25 protein-coding genes are annotated in these 25,294 nt (G+C 34.4%); 14 read left to right on the top strand and 11 right to left on the bottom strand.

The features are described from left to right. Positions 1 to 338 precede the first annotated feature (338 nt). Entirely contained in the window at positions 339 to 1,715 is a 1,377-nt protein-coding gene (locus CGEO_RS04240) for an SPFH domain-containing protein (protein WP_422851327.1), read from the top strand. A gap of 239 nt (positions 1,716 to 1,954) precedes the next feature. On the opposite strand, the gene CGEO_RS04245 is transcribed toward CGEO_RS04240, so the two are convergent. The 6 genes from CGEO_RS04245 to CGEO_RS04270 form a co-directional block, all read right to left on the bottom strand. After that, a complete protein-coding gene (locus CGEO_RS04245; protein ID WP_075493264.1) occupies positions 1,955 to 2,362 on the bottom strand; it encodes an ACT domain-containing protein in 408 nt (135 codons plus the stop codon). A 1-nt stretch (position 2,363) separates the two neighbouring features. Continuing rightward, the gene (locus tag CGEO_RS04250) at positions 2,364 to 3,659 is read right to left on the bottom strand and encodes a phenylacetate--CoA ligase family protein (protein ID WP_106380119.1); all 1,296 of its coding nucleotides are present in this window, start codon (positions 3,657 to 3,659) and stop codon (positions 2,364 to 2,366) included. Then, entirely contained in the window at positions 3,656 to 4,180 is a 525-nt protein-coding gene (locus CGEO_RS04255; protein ID WP_075493263.1) for a 2-oxoacid:acceptor oxidoreductase family protein, read from the bottom strand. Before CGEO_RS04255 ends, CGEO_RS04250 begins: the two co-directional genes overlap by 4 nt. Then, a complete protein-coding gene (locus CGEO_RS04260) occupies positions 4,177 to 6,000 on the bottom strand; it encodes a thiamine pyrophosphate-dependent enzyme (protein WP_075540396.1) in 1,824 nt (607 codons plus the stop codon). The genes CGEO_RS04255 and CGEO_RS04260 overlap by 4 nt, the downstream gene beginning before the upstream one ends. Positions 6,001 to 6,765: 765 nt before the next feature. Then, positions 6,766 to 7,257, bottom strand: coding sequence for a peptidylprolyl isomerase (locus CGEO_RS04265; protein ID WP_075493261.1), 492 nt, complete (start codon positions 7,255 to 7,257; stop codon positions 6,766 to 6,768). Positions 7,258 to 7,275: 18 nt separating this feature from the next. Then, entirely contained in the window at positions 7,276 to 8,001 is a 726-nt protein-coding gene (locus tag CGEO_RS04270) for a YebC/PmpR family DNA-binding transcriptional regulator (RefSeq protein ID WP_075493260.1), read from the bottom strand. Positions 8,002 to 8,100: 99 nt separating this feature from the next. On the opposite strand from CGEO_RS04270, the gene CGEO_RS04275 reads away from it, so the two are divergent. From CGEO_RS04275 to CGEO_RS04285, 3 genes are all read left to right on the top strand, one after another. Further along, on the top strand, positions 8,101 to 8,649 hold the full coding sequence (locus tag CGEO_RS04275; RefSeq protein WP_075493259.1) for a GNAT family N-acetyltransferase: 549 nt from the start codon (positions 8,101 to 8,103) through the stop codon (positions 8,647 to 8,649). A 79-nt stretch (positions 8,650 to 8,728) separates the two neighbouring features. Continuing rightward, positions 8,729 to 8,926, top strand: a complete 198-nt coding sequence (locus CGEO_RS04280) for a heavy-metal-associated domain-containing protein (RefSeq protein WP_075540395.1) — start codon at positions 8,729 to 8,731, stop codon at positions 8,924 to 8,926. A gap of 1 nt (position 8,927) precedes the next feature. Further along, positions 8,928 to 11,090 carry a heavy metal translocating P-type ATPase gene (locus CGEO_RS04285; RefSeq protein ID WP_075540394.1) on the top strand — a complete coding sequence of 721 codons (2,163 nt, stop codon included), beginning with the start codon at positions 8,928 to 8,930 and terminating at the stop codon, positions 11,088 to 11,090. Positions 11,091 to 11,209: 119 nt separating this feature from the next. Here the strand turns inward: CGEO_RS04285 and CGEO_RS04290 are convergent, their stop codons facing one another. Together CGEO_RS04290 and CGEO_RS04295 are read right to left on the bottom strand one after the other, a co-directional pair. Then, complete coding sequence (locus tag CGEO_RS04290) at positions 11,210 to 11,848, bottom strand: tetratricopeptide repeat protein (RefSeq protein WP_075540393.1); 639 nt, start codon at positions 11,846 to 11,848, stop codon at positions 11,210 to 11,212. 98 nt (positions 11,849 to 11,946) lie between these two features. Next, positions 11,947 to 12,426, bottom strand: coding sequence for a methylated-DNA--[protein]-cysteine S-methyltransferase (locus CGEO_RS04295; protein WP_075540392.1), 480 nt, complete (start codon positions 12,424 to 12,426; stop codon positions 11,947 to 11,949). Positions 12,427 to 12,538: 112 nt separating this feature from the next. Between CGEO_RS04295 and CGEO_RS04300 the strand changes: the two genes are divergently transcribed. The 9 genes from CGEO_RS04300 (at position 12,539) to CGEO_RS10330 (ending at position 22,110) form a co-directional block, all read left to right on the top strand. Beyond that, a complete protein-coding gene (locus CGEO_RS04300; protein WP_075493254.1) occupies positions 12,539 to 15,103 on the top strand; it encodes a bifunctional aconitate hydratase 2/2-methylisocitrate dehydratase in 2,565 nt (854 codons plus the stop codon). A gap of 93 nt (positions 15,104 to 15,196) precedes the next feature. Continuing rightward, the gene (locus tag CGEO_RS04305; RefSeq protein ID WP_075493253.1) at positions 15,197 to 16,405 is read left to right on the top strand and encodes an ankyrin repeat domain-containing protein; all 1,209 of its coding nucleotides are present in this window, start codon (positions 15,197 to 15,199) and stop codon (positions 16,403 to 16,405) included. After that, positions 16,398 to 17,147 carry an SDR family NAD(P)-dependent oxidoreductase gene (locus tag CGEO_RS04310; RefSeq protein WP_075540391.1) on the top strand — a complete coding sequence of 250 codons (750 nt, stop codon included), beginning with the start codon at positions 16,398 to 16,400 and terminating at the stop codon, positions 17,145 to 17,147. Before CGEO_RS04305 ends, CGEO_RS04310 begins: the two co-directional genes overlap by 8 nt. 3 nt (positions 17,148 to 17,150) lie before the next feature. Beyond that, a complete protein-coding gene (trmA, locus tag CGEO_RS04315; protein ID WP_075540390.1) occupies positions 17,151 to 18,248 on the top strand; it encodes a tRNA (uridine(54)-C5)-methyltransferase TrmA in 1,098 nt (365 codons plus the stop codon). A 238-nt stretch (positions 18,249 to 18,486) separates the two neighbouring features. Continuing rightward, positions 18,487 to 18,873: a CoA-binding protein gene (locus CGEO_RS04320; RefSeq protein WP_075540389.1), complete on the top strand. Its 387-nt coding sequence runs from the start codon at positions 18,487 to 18,489 to the stop codon at positions 18,871 to 18,873. A gap of 14 nt (positions 18,874 to 18,887) precedes the next feature. Beyond that, on the top strand, positions 18,888 to 20,099 hold the full coding sequence (ilvA, locus tag CGEO_RS04325) for a threonine ammonia-lyase (protein ID WP_075493249.1): 1,212 nt from the start codon (positions 18,888 to 18,890) through the stop codon (positions 20,097 to 20,099). An 8-nt stretch (positions 20,100 to 20,107) separates the two neighbouring features. Then, positions 20,108 to 20,824 (top strand): DUF4230 domain-containing protein, encoded by a 717-nt coding sequence (locus CGEO_RS04330; protein ID WP_075540388.1) that lies wholly within the window; start codon positions 20,108 to 20,110, stop codon positions 20,822 to 20,824. A 26-nt stretch (positions 20,825 to 20,850) separates the two neighbouring features. After that, positions 20,851 to 21,756 (top strand): hypothetical protein, encoded by a 906-nt coding sequence (locus CGEO_RS04335; RefSeq protein WP_075540387.1) that lies wholly within the window; start codon positions 20,851 to 20,853, stop codon positions 21,754 to 21,756. A 180-nt stretch (positions 21,757 to 21,936) separates the two neighbouring features. Then, the gene (locus CGEO_RS10330; protein ID WP_367188334.1) at positions 21,937 to 22,110 is read left to right on the top strand and encodes a thermonuclease family protein; all 174 of its coding nucleotides are present in this window, start codon (positions 21,937 to 21,939) and stop codon (positions 22,108 to 22,110) included. A gap of 5 nt (positions 22,111 to 22,115) precedes the next feature. Here the strand turns inward: CGEO_RS10330 and CGEO_RS04345 are convergent, their stop codons facing one another. Further along, positions 22,116 to 22,601 carry a phage virion morphogenesis protein gene (locus CGEO_RS04345; RefSeq protein ID WP_075540386.1) on the bottom strand — a complete coding sequence of 162 codons (486 nt, stop codon included), beginning with the start codon at positions 22,599 to 22,601 and terminating at the stop codon, positions 22,116 to 22,118. Positions 22,602 to 22,717: 116 nt separating this feature from the next. Next, a complete protein-coding gene (locus tag CGEO_RS04350) occupies positions 22,718 to 23,593 on the bottom strand; it encodes a phage head morphogenesis protein (RefSeq protein WP_075540385.1) in 876 nt (291 codons plus the stop codon). 40 nt (positions 23,594 to 23,633) lie between these two features. Between CGEO_RS04350 and CGEO_RS04355 the strand changes: the two genes are divergently transcribed. Further along, on the top strand, positions 23,634 to 23,834 hold the full coding sequence (locus tag CGEO_RS04355; RefSeq protein WP_075540384.1) for a hypothetical protein: 201 nt from the start codon (positions 23,634 to 23,636) through the stop codon (positions 23,832 to 23,834). Positions 23,835 to 24,588: 754 nt separating this feature from the next. Here CGEO_RS04355 and truA read toward each other — a convergent pair. Beyond that, positions 24,589 to 25,293 (bottom strand): tRNA pseudouridine(38-40) synthase TruA, encoded by a 705-nt coding sequence (truA, locus tag CGEO_RS04360; RefSeq protein ID WP_075531820.1) that lies wholly within the window; start codon positions 25,291 to 25,293, stop codon positions 24,589 to 24,591. Between the last annotated feature and the right edge of the window lies 1 nt (position 25,294).

The raw sequence follows: 25,294 nt of genomic DNA on the forward strand, positions 1-25,294 counted from the left end.
AGTAAGTAAAGAAAAGATAAAAAAGAAAGAAGTGAATCTATAAAAGAGATAAAGAAAAATAAAATAAGATAAAATCAAAATTAAAATTAGACACTGGATTTTAAATCTAGTGTCTTTTGCTAAAAGTATTGAATTTACAAGCTATATATAAAATCTCCAGAAGTGATAATTAATCTTAATGAAATCTAAATTTAGTAAATTTAATTTATCTTTCACTGTTTTTTATATTTTAGTATTATATTTAAAATTTATTTAACCTTTTTTTTAGTAGAATAAACAAATTTAAATAAGGAGAATTTATGCTTTCGCTTTCTAATAGCTCATCAGTTGCTATTGCTATGCTTGTTATTATCGTGATTTGTATTATTATACCGATGCTTTTTCGCCGAGTTGTAGAGACAAATGAAGTCCACATCGTCCAATCTGCCGATAAAACAGTAAGTTATGGAAAAGATACTGGGAATGGCAACAGCTACTATGAGTTTCCTAGCTGGGTTCCTATCTTTGGAGTTACTAAAATAGTCTTGCCGGTTAGTGTTTTTAGTATCAAAATCGAAGATTATGAGGCGTATGATTTAGGGCGTTTACCTTTTGTTGTTGATATTACGGCGTTTTTTAGAATTTCAGACTCAAATTTAGCTGCTCAAAGGGTTAGTAGCTTTGATGAGTTAAACATCCAGCTAACAAACATCATCCAAGGCTCAATCCGTTCTATTTTATCAAGTCGCGTGCTTGAAGATATACTTCAAATTCGTTCCGAACTAGGCGAAGACTTCACAACTGCTGTAAAAGGACAGCTTGAAAGCTGGGGAATAGAGCCGGTTAAAAACATCGAACTTATGGATATAAGAGATAGCAATGGTTCGCAAGTTATCTTTAACATCATGGAAAAGAAAAAGTCTTTGATAGAAAAAGAGAGCAGAATCGAAGTCGCAAACAACCTAAAAGAGGCTCAAATCGCAGAAATCGAAGCAATTCAGGCAAAAGAGGTAAAACAGCAAGAGGCTAATAAAATCGTAGGCTTAAAAACAGTTGAAAATGAACGAGAAGTCGCTATCAGCGATGAACAAGCTAAACAACTTATCAAAGAACAGCAAAAAATCACTCAAGAAAAACAGATGGAAGTTGTCAGAGTAACAGATGTAAAGACTGCTGAGATTAAAAAACAAGTAGAAATCGTAAAAGCAGAGCAAGAACAACAAAAAATAGAAATAGATGCCCTAGCTCGTAAAAACGCCAAAATTCGCGACGCAGAGGCACAAAAAGAAAACCAAATTCTAATCGCACAAGGCGATAAAGAGCAACAATTCTTAGCAGCTGCTGCTTTGTTAGAGATGAAAGATAAAGAGTCTCAAGGTATCCATAAAATCGGCTCTGCAGAAGCCGAAGCACTTCGTTTAAAAGAGCTAGCGCCAGTTAATGCTCAAATCGAACTAGCAAGAGAAATAGGTGAAAATCAAGGATATCAAACATATCTTATCTCTATAAAACAAATCGAAGCAACTCGCGACATCGGACTTGAGCAAGCAAAAGCTCTAAGCAATGCTGATCTTAAAATCATCGCAAATGAAGGAAATATAAGTGATGGTATGAACAAAATTCAAGATGTGCTTTCAAGCAAAGGTGGAACCAATTTAGCTGCGATGTTAGAGGGGCTTTCGCAAAGTGAAATCGGCAAGCAGGTGATAGAAAAATTCGTTAAACCTAAAGACTAGCCACTTCAAATTCGCCGGTATTTAAGCAGATACTGGCGAATTCTAAGCTATGAAGTAAAATAAGTTTTAGGCTATTTTTTTGATTATTTTAGTTGGTTATCGTTTTTATCTTAAATTTTTATACTTTAAACTGTAAAAAACTAAAATATTTTTAACTATTTTTTATATAGCAATAACTGCATAAAAGTTTTTATCTATAATACCTATAGAATTATCTCTTTTAATATTAATAATTTATCTTATACATACTCCACCAAATGAAACTCAACTTTTTCTAAAAGTTCTTTTGCAAGCTCTACTTTATCGACACTAAAGACAAAAACGCCTTTGTTATCGCCAGAGTAAAAGCTGTAGCAGTAGTTGATGTTTATGCTATTTTTTGATAGAAGTTCGACTATTTTATGGAATGCTCCAACTTCATTTTGCATCAAAACACCAATCACCTTTATAACTCGCACACTAAATCCAGCTGATTTTAGCTCATTCATAGCGCGTTCATAGTCTTTTGTTATAAGACGTACAACGCCAAAGCTAGAAGTCTCAGCTATCATAATTGAATCAATCGAAACTTTAACATCGCTTAAAATTTGAGTAAGCTGTGTAAGCTCACCTGGTTTGTTTTCTAAAAATATACTTAATTGATTCATACTAGCTCCTTTTATCGATAATGCGTTTGGTTTTTGTATCGCTAACTTCGATGGTGCGTGGCTCAACTAACTTTACATTAGCATGAATGAAAAGGTTGGTTAAAAGTTGCGATGAAATTTCTTTGGTTAAATTTTCAATCGCACTCATACTATCAAAACAAAAATCATCCCCAAATTCAACCAATATATCGATTTTATCCAAATATCCCTTTTTATACACTATAACTTGATAGTTCAGACTAGTTCCTTCTATCTTTGAAAGAACATGCTCGATTTGGCTTGGGAAGACATTAACGCCATTTATGATAAGCATATCATCGCTTCGTCCAATTATCGGCATGATTTGGCGATGTGTGCGACCACAAGGGCAAATTTCAGTCTTAATCGAAGTCATATCGCCAGTTCTGTAGCGAAGTAGCGGGATGGCCTCTTTGGTTAGTGTAGTTACGACTAGTTCGCCGTTTTCTCCATCAGGTACGGCGATTCCGGTTTTTGGATTTATAATCTCAGGATAAAAGTGATCTTCAAAGATATGAAGACCATGGCTTTGTCCACAACCACCAGCAACGCCAGGGCCAATGATTTCGCTAAGTCCGTAAATATCGTGGTATTTTATCCCCCAAACATTAGCGATTTGCTTTTTTAATGCCTCGCTTGTTGGTTCAGCTCCAAAGATTCCGCATTTTAACTTAAAGTCTTTTTTAAGATCATATCCCTCAGCCTTAGCATGATCTGCTAAGTGCATAACAAAAGATGGCGTGCAAGTTATCGCAGTTGCGCCAAAATCGCGCATAAGCATAAGCTGTCTAGATGTAAAACCAGAGCTACTTGGTACAACTGCCGCGCCAACGGTTTCAGCGCCATAGTGAACGCCAAGACCACCGGTAAATAGCCCATATCCATAAGCATTATGCACAACATCGTCCTTGCCAACTCCAGCCATACTAAAAACTCGAGCCAAAACCTCACACCAAATTCGCATATCTTCTTTTGTATATCCAACAACAGTTGGCTTACCACTTGTGCCAGAGCTGCTGTGAATTCGAACAACTTCGCTTTGAGGAGTGGCAAAAAGCCCAAAAGGGTAGTGTGCTCTTAAGTCTTTTTTGGTAGTAAATGGCAGGCGACATAACTGCTCAACGCTTTTTATATCTTGCGGTTTTATGCCAAGTTGATCAAATTTAGCTTTATAAAACTCGACATTTGAGTAAATTCGCTCAAGCATTTTAGCAAATCTTGTATTTTGAACGTTTCTAAGCTCATCTTTGCTTAGTGTTTCTTCCTTTGACCAGATCATTTCTCCTCCATTGCAAGGCGTAAAATTTGAGTATTTTTGCTAGATACTTTTGGGTTAAAAATCTCTAATGAACGAGCTATCTCATCAAAACTAAATGGGAAATTCTCGACATTTTTCATAGCAACTCCAAGCATGTAAACATTTAATCCGCCGATGTCAAAATCGCCGTTTTTTGCCTTTGCAAAGGCGTCAAATTTGATGTGTTTTTGCTTGATTTTATCAAATTTATCATCGCTATTTACGACTAAAACGCCATCTTTTTGGTTTAAAAAGTGTATATAGCGAAGGGCTTCATCTTTTTCAAGTGCGATGATTAAGTCTGCGCTGTTTTCATCGATGTTTGGTGAGTAAAAATCGCCTATTTTTATCCCACACGATACTGAACCACCTCTTTGACTCATGCCGTGATTTTCTGTGCCTATACAGTTATATCCTTTAAGCGATGAAGCTATGCTTAAAAGCTTTACCAAAAACACAGCGCCTTGTCCGCCAAAACCTGTTATTAGAATTTGATACCTCATTTTTCCTCTCCTAAATCAGCCAAAACAAAGGCGTCAGTTGGACAAAGTCCATCTATACACGCTGCGCATCCAGCGCATAAAAACGGATCAATCTCGACTTTGTGATTTTCACCATAGCTCATCGGAGGGCATTTGTATTTGCTGATACAGGTATCGCACTCAACGCATTTATCACTATCAACGCTTACAAGTTTGTGTGGCAAGAGCTTGTTTGAACGCTCTTTATCAAGCACACAAAACTCTCTGATAACAGCAACTATCGGCATATCCGAGGTTTTATAAATCTCTTTTAACTCTTTCATAAAGTCAAGAGTTTTATTCATATCAGGTTTGTAAACATACTCATGACAGGTTATCCCACATCCTTCAACTATGCGTTTTATATCGATATTTTCAGGGTTTGAGCGTTCTGGTGTGGTTTGGCGACCAGTCATTGCTGCGATTGAGTTATCCATGATAAGAAGTATAAATTTATGCTTTTGATAGATTGCATTTATAAGCCCAGTAACGCCACTGTGTAAAAACGTACTATCGCCGATGGTTGAAATAACCGTTTTTTCAGGATGCGCAAGGCTAAAACCACTGGCCATAGAAACGCTTGCTCCCATACATAAAAACGAGTCAATGGCGTTTTGGTTAAGTCCAAGTGTGTAACAGCCGATGTCGCTTACATAGATAGAGTTTTTAGAGCGAAATGTCCTAGTCATCGCATAAAACACATCTCTGTGCGGACAGCCAGGACAAAGAGTAGGTGGGCGAGAGGCTATGGAATGGGCGTTAAATTTAGATGCTTGATAAGGGTTTGAATCGTTAAAAAGTCTGGCTTTTTTGAAACTTTCTATAACTTTTTCTTTGCTAAATTCGTGGATTTGATGAACGTGTCCGCTAAATTTACCAAGCAAATTTGGTGCATTTAACTGCTCTTCGATACAAGGATATGGCTCTTCAAAAATTATAACTTGTTCGTAGCTTTTACAAAGCTCATTAAGCTTATGATATGGAAGTGGATATGGCATATCTAGTTTTAAAACTTCAGCATCAAGCTTGTTTTCTTCTATAGCCTCACGCACATAAGTTGATGCGACGCCACTTGATATACAAAGCGTTTTTGCACCTTTTAGTTCTGCGATTTTTGGAGAGATGAAAGTTTGTAAGTTATAATCTCTGATTTGCTCAACTTTGTTTAAAAGTTCGCCACCTTGCACGCTTCGTGGACCTGGTGGAACACCTGCCCAGCGGTTTGTGTTTTTGATAAAATTTGCTTTTGGTGGGTTAAACTCATGATTTTCTTCAACTTCACAAATTCCTCTTGCATGACCTACTCGCATAACTGGACGAAGCATAAACGGGCTTTCAAATTTGCGAGAGATTTCAACACCAAGTTTAACAAAGTCATAAGCTTCTTGTGGAGAGGCTGGATCAAGAACTGGAATGCGGGCAAATTTGGCAAAAGTTCGGCTATCTTGCTCTGTTTGAGATGAGTAAAAGCCCGGATCATCAGCGCTGATTAGAAGCATGGCGCCAATATTTCCTATATAAGCTGAGCTCATTAGCGCGTCACTTGCGACATTTAGTCCTACTTGTTTCATTGTAGCACAGGAGTTTTTGCCACTCATTGCGTTTGCGTAAGCGACCTCATAACCAACCTTTTCGTTTGTCGCCCATTCGGCGTATGCGGTTAAATTTAGTTTATCTTTAAGTTTTTGATAGTTGGTTAAAATCTCGCTAGATGGAGTGCCTGGATATCCAGAAACGACATCCACATCAGCGTGAATCAGCCCTAATGCGATGGCTTCGTTTCCCATTAAAATTTGTTTCATTTGACTCCTTTTTTTGTGTAAAATTTGATGATTATACATAAAAATTGATTATAGGTTGCTAAGATAGGGCTTGTTTTTTGCTTTTAATGTTATGTTTGTAACTTTTTTACACGGTGGTTTTTCTTTAAATTTAAAGATGTGATAAATTTACTCAACTAAAACAGTCTTTTATAATTTTTATTTTTTTATAAATAAAATATATTTATAATTTTATAAATTTTGATAAGACAAAATGTAAATATAAATCTTTTTATCTGTAAAAACAGCTGTGAATTTATGGAAATTCTGAATTTAAAATCAATATAGTTTAATCTTTTAAAAAAGGTTTTAAGTTATTTTTTAAAATATTTTCATTTTATTTGTCGTGATAGAAATTTTTAAAGCACTTTTTAGCTGGCATTTCATGATAAAATTTTTATATAAATTTTTAAAATTTGCTAGAAAATTAGCGTTTTATTTATAAATTTTTATTTCTAAGCAGCCATTTTAGTAGTTTTAAAGATAATTAAATTTAATAATATTAAAAGATTTTAGTCAAAAGTCACAGCATAAACTAAATTTATATGCTAATAATATCGATAAATAAGCTAAATGCGCGTAGTATTTAAAAACAAACACTCTGTTTATGCCAAAAGCTGTCTGTGAAAATTTAAAATAGTTTTGTTTAAAGGTAAAACAGCAAAAGCTAATTTAAAATCAAAAAACAACAATCTTTTTAAATTTATTTTTAAGTCAAAAGAAAAAATTCTTTTGACTGCTTTAAATTTATAAACTCTCTTTTATCTCGATTGTTTTGATTTTATCGCCAGCACGGATACTATCAAGCACTTTCAAGCCATCTTCATTTACAATTTTGCCAAAAACTGTATGAACGCCATCAAGATGGGGTTGTGGGCTATGACAGACGAAAAACTGACTCCCGCCCGTATTTCTTCCAGCATGAGCCATAGATAAGCTTCCTCTTTCGTGGTGATGAGTTTGATGGTCGCATTCGCATTTTATCGCCCAACCAGGTCCACCTGTGCCGCTTCCGTTTGGACAACCGCCTTGTATAACAAAATTTGGTATAACGCGGTGGAAATTTAATCCATCATAAAAACCTGAATTTGCTAGCTCCGAGAAGTTTAACACGGTTTGTGGAGCATCATCTGGAAAAAGTTCCAAACTCATATCGCCCTTATCGGTTTTAATCACTGCAAATTTATAGCCTTTTAAGGCTTCGCTATTTATATCGTATGATTTGATAACATCTCTCATTTTAATCCTTTTATTAAGTTATTCTATATTTGTGTAAACTGCTTGAACATCATCGTCATCTTCGAGTTTGTCGATAAGTTTTTCGATATCTTCAAGTTCGCTATCGCTAAATTCTTGTTTGTTGTTTGGGATAAATTTTAAATTTGCACTTATAAGCTCAAGTCCAAGCTCTTCAACGCCGCGATTTAGCTCGCCAAAGCTCTCATACTCACCGTAAATCACGACATTTCCCTCATGCTCATCATCAGCTTCATTTACCTCGATATCAGTCATTCCAAAGTCAATCATCGTAAGCTCAAGCTCTTCGATATCCATTTTTGGAGTCTTTACCTCAAAAACAGCCTTGCGCGAAAACATAAAACTAAGACTTCCAGTTGGCAAAAACTCTCCACCATTTTTACTAAAATACGCCTTTACATTTGCAACTGTTCTAGTTGGATTATCTGTGGCACACTCAACGATGATAAGTGCGCCATGAGGACCTTTGCCGTCGTAATGAATAGTTTTGATATCGCTACTATCTTTGCCATTTGCCCTTTTTATCGCAGCGTCAATGTTGTCTTTTGGCATATTTTGTGCTTTTGCAGTCATGATTGCGGTGCGAAGTTTTGGGTTCATATCAGGATCGGTGCCACCTTCTTTAGCAGCTACTGTTATCGCTTTTCCAAGTTTTGGAAAAAGTTTACTCATCTTTCCCCATCTTGCCTCTTTTGAGGCTCGTCTGTATTCAAACGCTCGTCCCATAAATTTCCTTAAATTTAGTTTTAAAATCCATGATTATAGCAAATCAAGGCTTAAAATTCTAAAATTTGAGTTATAATCAACCAAAAATAGGAGAATTTTATGGTACAAAAAGCAAATTTAGATGATGGAAAAAGTGTTATTAACTTGCTTGCTTTGGCGATGGAAAGTGCGCTTTTTGCCTTTGGAAGCAGTGATGAAAAGATAGCAAAAACGATTTTTTGTGAGCTGTTTAAAAAAGATGATACTAAATTTAGCCACAACAACATTTTTGTTAAAAAGTTAGATGGTAAAGTTGTTGGAGCGATTTGCTTTTGTAGGACTGATAAAGAAGATGAGCTTTTAAAAATAGGCGAAAAATATATAAACGCGCTTGGTTTTACTAGTTCGTTAAAGGTCGAAGGATGTGGCAAGAGCCTATATATCGATAGTTTAGCCGTTGATGAAGAATATAGACATAAAGGCATAGCAAAAGAGCTGATAGATGAAGTTTGCAACGAAGCAAAAAGGCTTTCATTAAGCGAAGTTTCGCTTTTGGTTAGTTTACAAAAGCCCATTACTCAGAGTTATTATGAAAAACTTGGTTTTAAGTGCGAGAGTGAGCTTTGGCTTTATGGCGAAAAGTATAGATATATGATAAAAACAGTTTAATCTTTAGTTTTGATTTAGTTATTAAGTAATTTAAATTTGTGGTGTAAAATGCGTGAAATTTAATTTTAAAGGATTGAAGATGAAATTTAAAGTAAACAACATAAATTGCGAGCATTGTGCAAATACAATCAAAAAAGCGTTAAGAGATGATTTTGGCGATATACAAGTCGATGTTACTACTAAAGAAGTTAGCCTAAAATTAGATGAAAAAGATGTTGAAAATTTTAAATCCGAAATGGATGATTTAGGTTTTGAAGTAGTAGAAAGACTAGACTAAAATGTCGCAAAAAATCAAATTTAACATAGTTGGCATGACATGTGTCAACTGCTCAAATGCCATAGAGCGGGTTACTAAAAAAATCGATGGAGTCAATGACGCAAATGTCAGCTTCACCTCTTCTTTGGGTGAATTTGATGTAGAAAACGAAAGCGTTGTAAACTCTATAAAAGCAAAAATTCAAAAGCTCGGATATGAGATAGCAACTGATTATGAAGAGCTTGAAAGCAAAAAGCAAAAAGCGCTTAAAGCTTTTAGAAACAAGCTTATACTTGCTGCTATTTTAACAGCTGTTATCATGTATTTTCATATGTTTTATCATCATGGAAAGTTAAGTTCTAGCATTCAGTTTATCTTAACTTTTGTTGTTGTTTTTTACTGTGGAAAAAGCTTTTTTATCCATGGATACGGCGCTTTACGAAACAAAAATTTTGATATGAATGTGCTTGTTTCACTAGGAACGCTAACGGCGTTTTTATACTCTAGCTTTATATTTTTCTTTCCAAATTTAGTCGATGCAAAATTTGCTTATGTCTACTTTGAGTCCGCTGCTATGATAGTTACTTTTATACTTTTTGGTAAGTTTTTAGAAGAGAATTCAAAACTTAAAGCAAATGACTATATAAAATCTTTGTTAAATTTAACACCTAAAATGGCGCTTTTGCTTAAAAAAGATGGAACAAGTGAGGAAATTTTAGCTGATAAACTTCAAATCGGCGATATAGTCATGGTAAAAAGCGGTATGACGCTTCCTTGCGATGGCGTTGTAGTCGGCGGTGGCGCTGAGGTTGATACATCGGTTTTAACTGGAGAAAGTCTGCCTATATATAAAAAAATCGGCGATATGGTAAATGCTGGGTGTGTTAATACAAATGGCTACTTAAATGTAAAAGTTATAACTTCAAAACACGAAACCTTGCTTGCTCGTATAACAAAGCTTTTAAGCGAAGCAGGGGCTAAAAAGATGCCTATATCAAAGCTTGCTGATAGGGTTGCAAACATCTTTGTGCCAAGCGTTATCGTTATCGCGGTTTTGACTTTTGTTATTTGGGCGATTTGTGGAAATCCATACTATGGTATGATGACAGCTATCGCCGTGCTTGTGATATCGTGTCCTTGCGCTCTTGGTCTTGCAACGCCTATAGCGATAGTTTGTGCGCTTTCAAATTCAGCTAAAAATGGAATGTTAGTTAAAAACCCAGAAGTTATGGAAATTTTAAAAGATGTTAAAACGGTTGTTTTTGATAAAACTGGGACTCTAACAAAGGGCGAAATTTCAGTATATAAGACAAATTTAGATAAGGAAAATCTTTTAAAAATAGCAAACGCAGAGCTTTTAAGCGAACATCTTATATCAAAAGCGGTTGTTAAATTTGCTATTGATAGTGGGCTAAGCCTATCAAAAAGTAGTGATAAATTTGAAAACATAGTTGGCAAAGGTATAAAAGTCGCTGATGGTAAAATTTTAGTCGGTAGTGAAAAACTGCTCAATGAAAACGCTATATTTTTAACACAAAATCAAAAGAGCGAATTTGAAGAGTTTTTAGCAAATGGTTTTGGTGTTATTTTAGCTGTAATTGATGGCGAATATGTCGGATACATCGCGCTTAGCGACAGTGTTAGAGATAGTTCAAAAAGCCTTATAAATGAGCTTCGTGAAAAGGGCGTGACTTCTGTTATGCTAACTGGAGATAACGAAAAGGTGGCTAAATTTATAGCTTCAAGTTTAGGCATAGACAAAGTTCATTTTAATGTGCTTCCGCAAGAAAAATTAAGCATTATACAAGAGTATCAAAAAGGCTCAAAAGTGATTTTTGTAGGCGATGGGGTAAATGACGCATTATCACTAAAGGGCGCAGACTGCGGTATCGCTATGAATAGTGGAAGCGATATAGCAAAGGGTGCGGGGGATATTTTGCTAGTAAATAACAACCTAAATTCAGTATCAAAACTGATAAATTTATCAGAAAAAACGATGAATGTTATAAAGCAAAATTTGTTTTGGGCGTTTTTTTACAACATCATCTGTATCCCAATAGCCGCTGGAGTGCTATATCCTAGCTTTGGAGTGCTGCTAAATCCAGCTTATGCTGCACTTGCTATGAGTTTTAGTTCAGTTACTGTCGTGCTAAACTCGCTTAGACTTAAATTTGGGCGCATTTAAAACAGATAAATTCAATACAAATAATCTATTTGTATTGAATTTAAAAACTACTTTCTGTTTTGTGTAATTATGTATCAATTTTGTTTTAAATAACTAAATTTTATTCTAAGATTAAAAAACTATTTTTTATGATAGTTATGCGAAAGACTTTTGCTTTTAAATGCATAATCAATGGCTAGTTTACTATAACGTTTGTATAAAGCACTATCTTTTTTTATTGCTCCAAGGTCTCCGGTTTGATAGATAGTGGCTAAATTTAAACAACCTTGTCTATCTTCTAAATCACAAGCTTTTTTACTTAGATTAAAGTATGCTTCTTCGTTTTTCTCTGAATCAAAAATGAGCAAAGCAAGTAAAGCACAACCATATCCATCGTTTAAATCACAAGCTTGTTGATAAAGTTCTCTAGCTTTTTTGTAATTATACGTTTCCTTGTCATAGCTATATGGTCTAGCATCATAAAAATGCATACTAAGCAAGGTGCATCCAAAGGCTTCATTTAAGTTACAAGCTTTTTCAAAGAGACTTTTTGCTTTATTTTTATCTGGATTCTTTTCAAAAGTCATAATATATTCACCCAAATAGTAGCAATCTTTTGCAACATTTTTATTACAACTTTTTTCTAAAAACTTCGAGTTTTTAACGGTTGAAATACCATCTATTGCACGTATTTTTATATATTCTGGCTCTTTTAAAAATTGATTATATATAACTGTGCCACCAACTACAAGAAGAATAAAAACGATAATTTTTTTCATAGTAAATCTTTAATTTAAATTTTATGAAATTTAGCGATTTTAAATTACATTTAGGAAACAAAATTGTTTAAATTTATCTAAGCTAAAATTACTAAATTTTACTTAAATTTACTTACATCAACGCCTTCTAAGCTTAGCAAAAAACGTTTGATTTCTAGCCCATTTGTACCATCTCCGCCACTATATCCGCCAAATCCATTTTTCCCAACGACTCTGTGGCAAGGGATGATAATTGGAATGCTATTTTTAGCATTTGCGCTTCCTACGGCTCTGCATGCCTTAACTTTGCCGATTTTAGTGGCGATATCTTTGTAAGAACAAATTTGCCCATAAGGAATTTCTAAAAGCGCTTTATAGACATCTTGTTGAAATTTAGTCCCTTTTATATAAATTTTTGTTTTAAACTCTTTTAAATTTCCTTTAAAATACTCTTCAAGTTCGCTTAAGCATAACTTTAAGTTTTGATTTTTAAATTCGCTTTTTCTATACTCTTTGACAAAATTTATCTCACAAATCCCCATTTCATCGCCTTTTATCTCAAGTATACAAAATGGCATTTTTAAATACACAGTTTCCATAAACGACCTTTTTTAAAATTTTCTTAATATATCAAATTTAAACATAAACTTATTTTAATATTTGGTTACAACTGATAGAATTACAAAGATATTTTATTTTAAGGATAGAAAGATGAGTTTTTTTACAGAGTATGAGAAACACGCAAAAGAGCGAACAGCTCTTGGTATCCCACCGCTTCCGTTAAATGCAGATCAGACTGAGCAAGTCTGTAAGTTGCTTAAAAATGGCGATTCGCGTTCAGATGAGTTAGTAAATTTACTAGAAACTCGCGTAAATCCAGGTGTTGATGATGCTGCAAAGGTCAAAGCTGAGTTTTTAAACGAGATTTTAAATCATGGGTTAAAAGTTGAGTCTATAAGCAAAGAAAAAGCAATTTCTATGCTTAAAACCATGCTTGGCGGATACAATGTCATAGTCTTAATCGCATGTTTAAAAAGTAGCGATGAGAGCGTTGCAAAAGAGGCTAGTGAGGCGTTAAAAGATATAATTTTTGTGCATGATTATTTTAATGATGTAGCAGAACTTTCTAAAACAAACAAATTTGCCCTCGATGTGCTAAATTCGTGGGCTAAGGCAGAGTGGTTTATAAAAAAACCAGCTATTAAAGAAAAAATCGAAGCTGTAGTTTTTAAAGTCCCAGGAGAGACAAATACAGATGATTTAAGCCCTGCAAGCGAGGCATTTAGCCGTTCAGACATACCACTTCACGCACTAGCAATGCTTGGAAAAAGACAAGAAAATGCACTAGCTGACATTCAAAGACTTAGAAAAACAGGCAAAAGTGTTGCTTATGTAGGCGATGTGGTTGGAACTGGAAGTAGTCGAAAAAGCGGTATAAACTCGATTCAATGGCATATGGGTGAAGAGATTGATGGTGTGCCAAACAAAAAAACAGGCGGTATTATCATAGGTTCAACAATCGCTCCTATTTTCTTTAACACAGCCGAAGATAGCGGTGCGTTGCCAATAATTGCCAATGTCGATGGGCTTGAAATGGGCGATGAGATTGAAATTTATCCATATAAAGGCGAGATTGTAAAAAACGGAAAAGTTATATCTTTTAGTCTTACACCAAACACAATCAGCGATGAAGTTAGAGCTGGTGGGCGAATTCCACTTATCATCGGTCGCTCTCTTGCGCAAAAAGCTAGAGAGGCGCTAAATTTAGGTGCTGAAGATATCTTTACCAAACCAGAACAACCAGCAAGTAGCGCAAACGAAGGCTATACTCTAGCTCAAAAAATGGTAGGAAGAGCTTGTGGTGTTGGGGGCGTAAGAGCCGGTATGTATGTCGAGCCAATCACGCTAACTGTAGGCTCGCAAGACACAACAGGACCTATGACAAGAGATGAAATTAAAGAGCTTGCAAGCTTAGGCTTTGGCGCTGATTTTGTTCTTCAAAGCTTTTGTCATACAGCAGCATATCCAAAACCAAGCGATGCGATTTTACATAAAACTTTGCCAAATTTTATGAGTAGTCGTGGTGGCGTAGCACTTCGCCCAGGAGATGGTGTAATCCACTCATGGCTTAACAGAATGGTACTTCCTGATACAGTCGGCACTGGAGGAGATTCGCACACTAGATTTCCAATCGGCATAAGTTTTCCAGCTGGTTCTGGACTTGTTGCGTTTGCTGCGGTTTTAGGTGCAATGCCACTTAATATGCCAGAGTCGATTTTAGTCAGATTTAAAGGCCAGATGCAACCAGGAATCACGCTAAGAGATTTGGTAAATGCGATACCTTATTACGCCATTAAAATGGGACTTTTAACAGTTGAAAAGAAAAACAAAAAGAATATTTTTGCAGGAAAAGTACTTGAAATCGAGGGTTTGAGTGATCTTAAGGTCGAGCAAGCATTTGAGCTAAGTGATGCTTCAGCTGAAAGAAGCGCAGCAGCGTGCGCCGTCGCACTTAATAAAGAGCCGGTTATCGAATATATTAAATCAAACATAGTTTTAATCGATGCTATGGTAAAAGATGGCTATGAATGCTCTAAAACGCTACTTCGCCGTAAAGAAAAGATGGAAAAATGGTTAGAAAATCCAACTCTTTTAAAAGCCGATAAAAACGCAAAATACTCTCAAATCATCGAAATTGATATGAATGAGATAAAAGAGCCGATTTTGGCATGTCCAAACGATCCTGATGATGTGGCGACTTTGAGTGAAATTTTGGCTGATTCAAATCGCCCTAAAAACATAGATGAAGTTTTTGTTGGAAGCTGTATGACAAATATCGGGCATTACAGAGCTTTAGGTGAAGTTTTAAAAGGCGAGGGTCAAGTGCCGGTTCGCTTGTGGGTCGTGCCGCCAACTAAAATGGATGAAGCGCAACTTAGAGATGAGGGCTACTACGCACTTTTTGGAGCAGCAGGAGCTAGAACGGAAGTTCCAGGATGCTCACTTTGTATGGGAAATCAAGCAAGAGTAGCTGATAATGCGGTTGTGTTTTCAACCTCAACTAGAAACTTTGATAACCGCATGGGAATGGGTGCAAAAGTCTATCTAGGAAGTGCAGAATTAGCTGCGGTTTGTGCTATGCTAGGGCGTTTGCCAAGCGTTGAGGAATACTTACAAATCGTTCCTAAAAAACTAGCCGGTAAAGAAGAAGCAGTTTATAAATACCTAAATTTTGATAAAATTAAAGGGTATAAACTAGGCTCTGGCTTAGTTTAACAGACAAAATATAAAAAATAATTTACCTAAATTTGCCTTTTTGGTTAAAATTTAGGTAAAATTCCAATCTAAATAAATTTTTTTGGAGTTACTATGAGGTTTATCGTTGCGATTTTATCTTTGTCTATCTTCTTGATGGCTGATATTTGTAGCGATATCAAAGCCAACCCAAATGCGTTTTTTTCAAATCCACTAAATTTAGCTTCCATAGATAAAAATTTCAAATGCGGATATATGTTTGAAAATTTACAAAATTTAGAAAACACAACTATGCAAATTCGTGGCGTTAGTATTGATTGTGATGGAAATAGCGCTATAGAGTATCAAAACAGCTTCAAGCAACTTATCGCAAAAGCACTTCTTGCTCCTGAAATTTACAAACGCGGACTAAATGATGCTAAAACTAGTGATGAGATTGTAAATAAAAACCGAGATTATTTCCAAATTTGGGCTAGTGAGAGCTTATATAACTTCTTAAAACAAGGTGAGTTTAACTCATACTATCAAGTTGGTGTTCCTATGCTGGTTGATTACTATAAAGATGAGTTTGGTTATGACGAAGCAAGTGCTATTTTTTACGCAAACCGCGTTGCAAACGAGTATTTAGGTGCAGCAGTTGGAAGTAGAAAAGATAAATTTAGCTTTAGCGAGCTTGATAAAATCATGCTTAACAAAAACTCAGATGATAATATGCTAATCGAGTATCTTTTTGTTAAAAAACCAGACCTATCAGAGCTAAATAGTGCGCTTAAAATCGCGATTTTAGAAAATAGAAGCATTAGGTTTTTAGAAATTTTGCTGGATTATGGTGCAGAGATAAACTCTGGTTATGAAAGCGCACTGTTTTTCTCGCTTAAAAATCTTGCTATAGTGAAATTTTTGCTACAAAATGGGGCTGATATAAACTATAAAAACGCCTTTGGAAAGACTGCGCTTTTTTATGCGGTTGAGTTTAAAGATGAAAATTTAGTAAATTTGCTTATAGAAAATGGCGCAGATGTAAATGCTAAAATCATCTCAAGCTACCAAAAGATGGCGCTTGTTTCGACTACTGGAGGCTTGCCATTTGAGCTTTGCGCGCTTAATCACACCTCAAAATCACTTCTAATGCACGCAGCCAAGTATTCAAATTTAAAGATAGTAAAAACGCTTATAAAAAATGGCGCAAAAATCGATGATATAGATGATATAGGCTTTAACTTAGCTGATTTTGCTGCGCTTAATGATGATAAAAATGTCTTAAACTATATCCGAACTTTAGGGATAAATGAGAGTAAAAAAACAGGAGATCAAGATGAATAAAACAGCGTTTATAACAGGTGCAACTTCAGGTTTTGGTGAGGCTAGCGCAAAGGCTTTAGCGCGCGATGGATACAATATCATCATTTTAGGTAGGCGAAAAGATAGGCTTGAAAAACTTGCAAATGAGTTAAAACCTACAAAAACTCATATTATCAAAGCTGATGTTAGAGATAAAGATGCGATTTTAAGCGCTGTTGAGGCTTTGCCAGAAGAATTTAAACGTATAGAAATTTTAGTAAATAACGCAGGATTGGCTCTTGGTCAAGAAAAAGTTCTTGATGCAAGTTTAGATGACTTTGAAACGATGATTGATACAAATATAAAAGGGCTTTTATACGTTACAAAGGCAGTTTTACCGATAATGAGCGCGCAAAAATCAGGCTATATTTTTAACATCGGCTCAATTGCTGGAAACTGGCCATATCCTGGTGGCAACGTTTATGGCGCTACAAAGGCGTTTGTAAAGCAGTTTAGCTTTAATTTGCGAAATGATATAAAAGGGACAAATATCCGCGTTACAAATATCGAACCAGGTATCGCAAAAACTGAATTTAGTCTTGTGAGATTTAAAGGCGATGAGGCAAAAAGCGAGGCTGTTTATGATGGGACAAAATACCTTGTAGCTGATGATATCGCGCGTATTATAAGTGATTGTGCTAAGATGCCAGCTCATGTAAATATAAACTCGCTTGAAGTCATGGCGACAACGCAGACTTGGGCTGGGTTTGCTTTTGAAAGATAGCATTTGGAGTGTAAATTTACTAACTTGTGCGGAAGCTGCACGCTAAATTTAACTTACGATGAGCAAAAAGCTTATAAATTAGAAAAAATTAGGTCTAAATTTAAAGAGTTTTATGGCGGCGAAATAGAGTTTTTCAACTCAAACCAAAAGCACTATAGAACGCGCGCTGAGTTTGGCTTGTATCACGAAAACGATGAGCTAAGCTATACGATGAATGGCAAATCGCAAAAATATCTAAAGATAGATCAATGCCCAAAAGTTGATATAAAAATTGCAAATTTAATGCCAAATTTGCTTAAAAAACTAAAAGAAAATCAAGCGTTAAAACACAAAATTTTTGGCGTAGAATTTATAGCGACAAAAGATGAAATTTTGGTTATTTTGCTATATCATAAGGATATTTTAAGTATAGAGAAAGAGCTTTTAAATTTAAAAAAAGAGCTTGAAATAAACCTTATAGCAAGATCGCGCGGTAAAAAGCTAGTTTTTGGAAGTGATACTTTGCGCGATACTTTGGTGGTTGATGGACGTGAGTTTTACTATCAGTTTGGAGATGGTGCGTTTATCCAACCAAACAAAATGGTAAATGAAAAGATGATAAGTTGGGCTAGAGGTTGCGTTAGTGATGATAAATCTAATGAGCTTTTTGAGATGTATTGTGGACATGGAAATTTTACGATTCCACTTAGTGCTAAGTTTAAAAAAGTTTTAGCAAACGAGATAAGTAAAAGTTCGATTAAAAATGCGCTTAAAAACTGCGAGTTAAACGGCGTGGAAAATATCAAATTTGTCCGTATGTCAAGCGAAGAAATCATCGAAGCTTTTAACGGACGTGAGTTTGTACGCTTAAAAGGTATAGATATAAATGAGTATAAATTTAGCCATATCTTAGTTGATCCGCCTCGCGCGGGACTTGAAAAAAGCGTTATGGAATTTATGAAAAACTATGAAAATATCATCTATATATCCTGTAATCCAGATACTCTGCGCGAAAATTTAACCACGCTTTGCAAAACCCATAAGGTGGTAAAATTCGCTCTTTTTGACCAGTTTGCGCATACTGAACATGTGGAGTGCGGAGTGTTGTTAGAAAAGCAATAGCTTTAATTTATTTTTATACGAAAAGGCTTTAAATTTTGGATAATTTGATATTTTAGAACACTTTTATATCGTTTAAGGTTAGTATAAAAGGCGAAAAATTATAAATTTAAGCAAGAAAAATATAGTATTGATTTACTAAATTTATCAAATTCGTGAAATTTTAAATCCCTTAAAAGCTTTTTAATACCTAAATTTCGATATAATCAAAGCTATATTTTTTAAAAAGAGAAGTAAATTTATGAAAAGCATTTTGCAAAATGCAAAAACCATCGCTATTGTGGGCTTAAGCCCAGACCAAAGCAAACCAAGCCATAAAGTGGCTAAATATATGCAAGAAAAAGGGTATAAAATTTATCCAATTTATCCTAAATTTGATACAATTTTAGATGAGAAAGTTTATAGAAATTTAAGTGATATAAAAGATGAGATTGATATAGTTGTGATGTTTAGAAAAGGCGAATTTGCCGATGTTTTGGTTGATGAAGTTATAGAAAAAGGCGCAAAAACTTTTTGGCTTCAGCTTGATATAACAAATGAAAACGCTAAAGAAAAAGCCCTAAAAAACGGACTAAATTTTATCCAAGATAAGTGCATTATGATAGAACATATGAGATATTTTAACTGATATAAGAGGAATTTATGGTAGATTTAAACAAGATAGTTCAAGCAAAAAGAACGATAGCAAATTTTGTAAACAAAACGCCATTTGTCTTAGCTACAAAGCTTAGCAAGATTTATGAAAGCGAAGTTTACCTAAAAAAAGAGAACCTTCAAAGAACTGGTGCTTATAAAATCAGAGGTGCGTATAACAAGATAGCAAATTTAAGCAAAGAAGAAAAAGCAAAAGGCGTAGTTTGCGCAAGTGCTGGAAACCACGCTCAAGGCGTTGCTATAAGTGCAAGGGAATTTGGTATAAAAGCAGTTATTATTATGCCAGAAGCAACACCGCTTTTAAAAGTCAGTGGCGTAAGAGAGCTTGGGGCGAGCATTATCTTAAAAGGTGATAACTTCGATGAGGCTTATGCTTATGCGCTTGAGTTTGCTAAAGAGAGCGAAATGGTTTTCATCCATCCTTTTGATGATGAGTTTGTTCAAGCTGGGCAAGGAACTATCGCGCTTGAAATGCTTGAAGATGCGCCTGAGCTTGATTATATCATCGTGCCAGTTGGCGGTGGTGGGCTTATAAGTGGCGTTGCAAGCTGTGCTAAGCAGATAAATCCAGATATAAAAATCATAGCCGTTGGCGCAAAGGGCGCTCCTGCGATGTATGAAAGTTATAAGGCTAAAAAACCGATTAACTCAAAAAGTGTTAAAACCATAGCAGATGGCATTTGCGTGCGAGATGCAAGCCCTATAACGCTAGAGCATATCATAGAAAATGTCGATGAGTTCGTGCAAGTTGATGATGATGAAATCGCAAGTGCGATACTTTATCTACTAGAACATCAAAAAATCATCGTAGAAGGCGCTGGAGCCGTTGGCGTGGCGGCTTTGATGAATGCTAAATTTAAGTATAAAGCTGGTGCAAAAATCGGCATTATATTAAGTGGTGGAAACATAGATGTGCAAATGCTAAATATCATCATCGAAAAAGGTTTGGTAAAATCTCAGCGAAAAATGACGATAAATGTTACTTTGATAGATAAACCAGGCGCTTTGATGAAGCTAACTGATGTGCTTAAACAAGCAAACGCAAACATCGTTAAAATCGACTATGATCGCTTCTCAACCAACCTTGAGTATGGAGACGCGGCGATAACGATAACGCTTGAGACAAAGGGCAAAAACCACCAAGAGAGCGTTGCTGATGCTTTGCATAGCAATGGTTATGAATTTAGACAAATTTTTTAGGATTGATAATGGAAATTTTAGTTGCTATACTTGTGATTTTGCTTTGTGTTGTGATATTTATGCTGTATCGCCAAAATAGCGCTTTACGCGAAGCAAAAGGCGCTAAAACGCAGATAACAACCGATATCACAAAGCTTAGAAATATAGGCGAGCTTAGTGTTTTTCAAATTTATAGCAAAGAAATTGTTACTAGAAAAGATGATCCTATAGGTGGCTTTTGGAAGAGCGTGCTTGGCTGGTCGATGACTAAAAAGCAAATCGCTGTTATTTTTGAGTTTGAGATAAATTTTATATATGATTTAAGGAGTAAGGATTTTGTTATCCAGCAAATTAGCGATGGTGGGTATAAAATCTCAATGCCGCCTTGTCAGTATAAATACTCCATAAAAGATATGAAAATTTATGATGAAAAGGACGCTAGGTTTTTGCCATTTTTGTTGCCTGACTCGCTAAGTGGGTTTTTTGGTGTGAGTTTTAGCGAAAGCGATAAAAACAAACTTATCGATGAAGCCAAAGATGAGGTAAAATCTATGTCGATTAAAATCATAAATGACTTAGGCGATAAAATTCACAAATCAGCCTCCGATACGCTTGAAGCTATAGCTAAAAATTTCGGTGCTAAGTCGGTGGAGTTTGAGTTTTGCGATGGAAATATCGGGCAAATCGATGTCAAAAAAAGCGCGGTTGAGATAGATAGTTTTTTAGAAAAACAGATAGCAAAGTAGAAAATCTCGCCAAAAAAGGCTTTTAGATGAGAACAATTCTTTTTATATGTTTTTTAGTGGCTTTTGTTTTTGGTCTAAATTTAGAAAACGATAAAAATGCTACTAAATTTAATGCTAAAGATAGTGCCACTCTTAATAAAATCTTAAAATATAGCGATAACAACAAAACTCTTGATGAGCTTTTAGAATTTGTTAGAAAAAATCCAGAAAAAATCAACTATGAGCTTGAAGGTAGTTATGATGATAGAATTTTTAGCCATTTTATTTTAAGTTATAAAGAAAATTTTGATCCAAAATATGACTTTGATATAAAGCGCTTAGAAAAAATACTAGCTTTTAAACCAGATTTAAACTATAAGATAGATTCGATGACTCCGGTTGATTATCTGCTTTACTATCTTGGGTTTTTAGATGAAGAAGAGGTTATAAAAGCGCTTAAGTTGCTTATAGAAAATGGAGTTAATCTAAATAATAACTTTTCGTTAGTGCATAATTATCTAAATTATCCAATTGATTTGAATAAATTTAAAACATTTGTTTTCTTGCTTGATAATGGAGCAAACACAGATGGCGTGCTTAGAGAGGTTGGTGGCGAGATTTTGCTTTTTGCCAGTAGCGATAATGGCTTTAGAATGAGCGTGAAAGAGAAAAAAAGTGATGAGTTGCGCAAGTTTTTGCAAAGTGATAAATTTACTAAATTTTCTCAAGAAAAAGCTAAATTTGTAAAAGAAATTTTAAAACGTAAAAAACTAAGTCAGATAAATCACGATGAACTTGAGCTGTTTATCAAGGTAAATGCATATATTGATAATGAAATGATGATTAAAATTTTACTTGAAAATGGACTTTGCGATATAGATAAGATGTGTGAGTTTACTGTAAGCGAAGCGCAAAAACACCAAAGCGATGATGTTTTAAGACTGTTTAGATAGTGGTTTGTGAATTTTAAAACTTTTAGTTGGAGTATTTTGTGCTTTTACGGGCTATGGCAAATGTAGCCACTAAATTTTGCAAAAATTATTAAAATTTAACTTTAAAAGCATATTAAAATATATTTAAATCTATTTTATTTAATAACGTTTTAAATCGATAGATATCGTATACTTAGAAAAATCAATAGAAAATATTTTTATAAAGATGGCTTTGCTTGGGCTTATAGAAAGTATTCAAAGAAATATATTAGTGCTGAAAACTATGCAAGAAAGAAGAGACTTGGGCTTTGGAATGATACTAATCCTATAGCTCCATATAACTTTAGAAAGCAAAAAAGAGATAAAAACAAATAAATTTATTAAACATTGCTTTTTACAAACTCTACAACTAAATCTTTTAAATCCTCTTTTAAATTTGGCTCTAATTTGTTATTTTTATCTATAGGTAAAAATACTCTTGCAGGTATAAACACTCTTTTATTTCTTCCAGCACTACTACTGCCAAACTGATGAGTTAAACCATATGCAAAACCATTTAAGTTTGTATTATTACTTACTGTTACATCTTTATTACTTGATTTAACTAACCACTTATCGGCTAAAGCTCCATCTCTTCTTAAAATTTTATTTGATTTATTCTTTTTCTCTTTTTGCTTTATAGTGCTTGGTTTTAATGCTTTCCATTTTTCGCCAAATGGGCTTCTCTCTTCATTAAAACTATCAGTTATACTATTTTTAAGAGTATTACCGATTTGACTCATTAGTGGCTTAGTCTTTACTTCTAAAGCTTGTAGGTTTTGAAGCTTTTTAATCACTTCATCAAACCCTTCTACTTTGATTGGCATTTGATTTCCTTTACATATATAAAATTTTATGCTATAATTACATTTACATAAAGCCATAATGGGAGAGAGGTCAACCAAGACTCGCAAGAGTTAGTATGGCGAGGTTCGAGTCCTCGCTATGGCTTTATTTTTATTAGTTTTTTATTTTTAAGATTTCCTCTGTAATTCTCAATATTAGTTACTCCGTATGTTATTAAACCATTTTTAAAATAAGCGTAGCACATTCTATCTTCTTGATTATTATCAAACCAATAAAATTTAATTTCTTTTTCTCCAAATTCATCTAATCCTAGATATAAATTATCATCGGTTAAAAATTTAGGCATGTTTAAAAACTGTTCTTTTGTAAGAGCATTACCATCTAATATCTTTTTCTGTCTAAATCCGTGCAAAAGTTTTGCTTGTGTAAATACCTTTAAAAATTTACTAGCAATATATCCATGGTTGCTTAAATTTTTAATGCTGTTATCGGATAATATAGATAAAACTAAAGGTTTTTCAAGAGGTGGTTTATATCCAGATGCTAATAAATCTATGCCACTAAACATATTTTGGAGTTTTTTACTTGCCATATTTGCAAATCTTTCTTGTAGATATGCTTCTCTTTGCTTTTCAAACTCTTTAACCTTATCACAAGGACTATTAAATTTAAGCCCACCCCCGTTAGCTTTTACATCATTACAACCTAACTTTTTAGCCTTATCTTTTAAAATGCTATCAAGCCTATCAACCTTAGGATTATATGCAAAAGCTTTATCGCTAATATCTTTAAGCATAGAGCTATCAGCTAGTGGAGTTAAACCTCTTTTTTGAATCTCTTTTTTAGTAAGAACTTGCACACTGCATCTACAACCCCAACCATTTGGCGGATAGTTTCTATCCCAAAACTTATCTGTTTTAGGCAGAATTGTTCCATGAAGCCTTGCGTGACTCTTTCTTGTTCTATTATCAAGCACTGCTGTGTATCTAAAGTATTCTCCAAACGACTCCATTTTTCCTTGACTTTTTATTTTAATCAGCTATATTTTTCTTATGAAAAAGACAATAGCTTTTATAATAACCTATATTATTTCAACAGCTCTAGCTGCATGGGATAATATAGCAAATGCTGGTGCTAGTGCGAGTCTTTTAGGTGGTGCTTTTATTTGCGCTATTCTATATCCATTTGTTAATGCCTTTATAGATGACTTGCCAAACAAAAATAACTGCGATTTAGAACTCCCTAGCCTTTAAAATCTCTTTTGAGATTTTCACAAATTCTAGGAATTCACCCAACTCCATACCTAGAATTTCGTTTTGCATAAATCTCCTTTTTGTGCTATAATCAAACTTATGGAAAATAAATATTTAAAACATATAATATTCGTTACAGCATGGATGTGTGGTTGGATGACCGTAGACCCAGATGAGACTGTCTTTACAAAAGTATTTGTTGCTGGTTTTTTACTAATCATTTTTTATCCTTTATCATATGCTTTTTATTGGCTAATTTATAAAACCATCATACTTTTTCGTAAAATTTTAAAACCCTAAAGACTCTTAGCCTTTAAAATCTCTTTTGAGATTTCAATAAATTTATTCAATTCTGGCTATTTTATTATAAGAAATATTTATTATGTAAAATATGATTTTAGTTTGTATAAAGAGATATTGATTGCGTATAAATAATACTCGCATACAGCCAAATCGCTATAAAAAGTATTTTGATTTTAATATATAATAATCGTATTTTATAATTTTATATTATATTTATTTGTTAAATGTTTCAAATTTAAGCATAATGCTGAACTAGCTTAGGTATATCAGCAAAGTTTTTCGCTTTTGTGTAATTATCTAGCCGGCTTCTAACTCAACAGATCTGTCTACTTGCTTTAAATTTGTCGTGCTTGTATAACTCATCATTATAATTGTAGCAAACTCTTTTTATTTAAATTTATCATTGCGTAAAAAAACAAATTTAGTTTTAAAATTGCTGTATAAATTAAATTCAGTAAAAAACTCTTTCTAAATATAGCCCATTTGGCGGGGCAGGGATACGTGTGATTGAGCTATTTATGCAAAAATCATTTGGCGAGTTTAGCGCTGTTGCTTTTAGTGCGTTTGCTACCATGAGTCTAACTTGCGCTCTTAAAAAGCCATTTGCTTTAAATTTTATGATAGTTTGGTTTTTATACCTAAATGCGTAGCTTTTATAAATTTCTCTAACTGGGCTTTTAATATCGCTTCCTACTTTCATAAATTCGCTAAAATCGTGTGTGCCGATAAATTTAGCAAGTGCTAAATTCAGCCTTTTTAAATCAACTTTTTCATAAAAATAACAATATGGCGATAAAAATGGGCTAAATTCATCGTGATTTAAGATATACCTGTAGCTTCTAGCTTTTGCAGAGTATCTAGCGTGAAATTCGCTATCAACTTTTTGAACGCTTTTTATATGTATATGTGGATGCGCGTGGCGATTTATAAGCTCTTTTAAACGCGCCAAATCCCAAAAATCAGCGCAGTAAACCATGCTTGTTTGATTTAGCGCATGCACGCCTTTATCGGTTCTTGAGCTAGTTATCACTCTACCAAAAATCCCAACATGATTTAACGCTAAATTTAGACTATCTTCTACGCTTTTGCCGTGCGGTTGGCTTTGTGAGCCGCAAAAGCAAGAGCCATCATATGAGTATGTGAGTTTTATACGCAAG

It is taken from the genome of Campylobacter geochelonis (assembly GCF_013201685.1).
In the GTDB taxonomy this organism is placed as follows: domain Bacteria; phylum Campylobacterota; class Campylobacteria; order Campylobacterales; family Campylobacteraceae; genus Campylobacter_B; species Campylobacter_B geochelonis.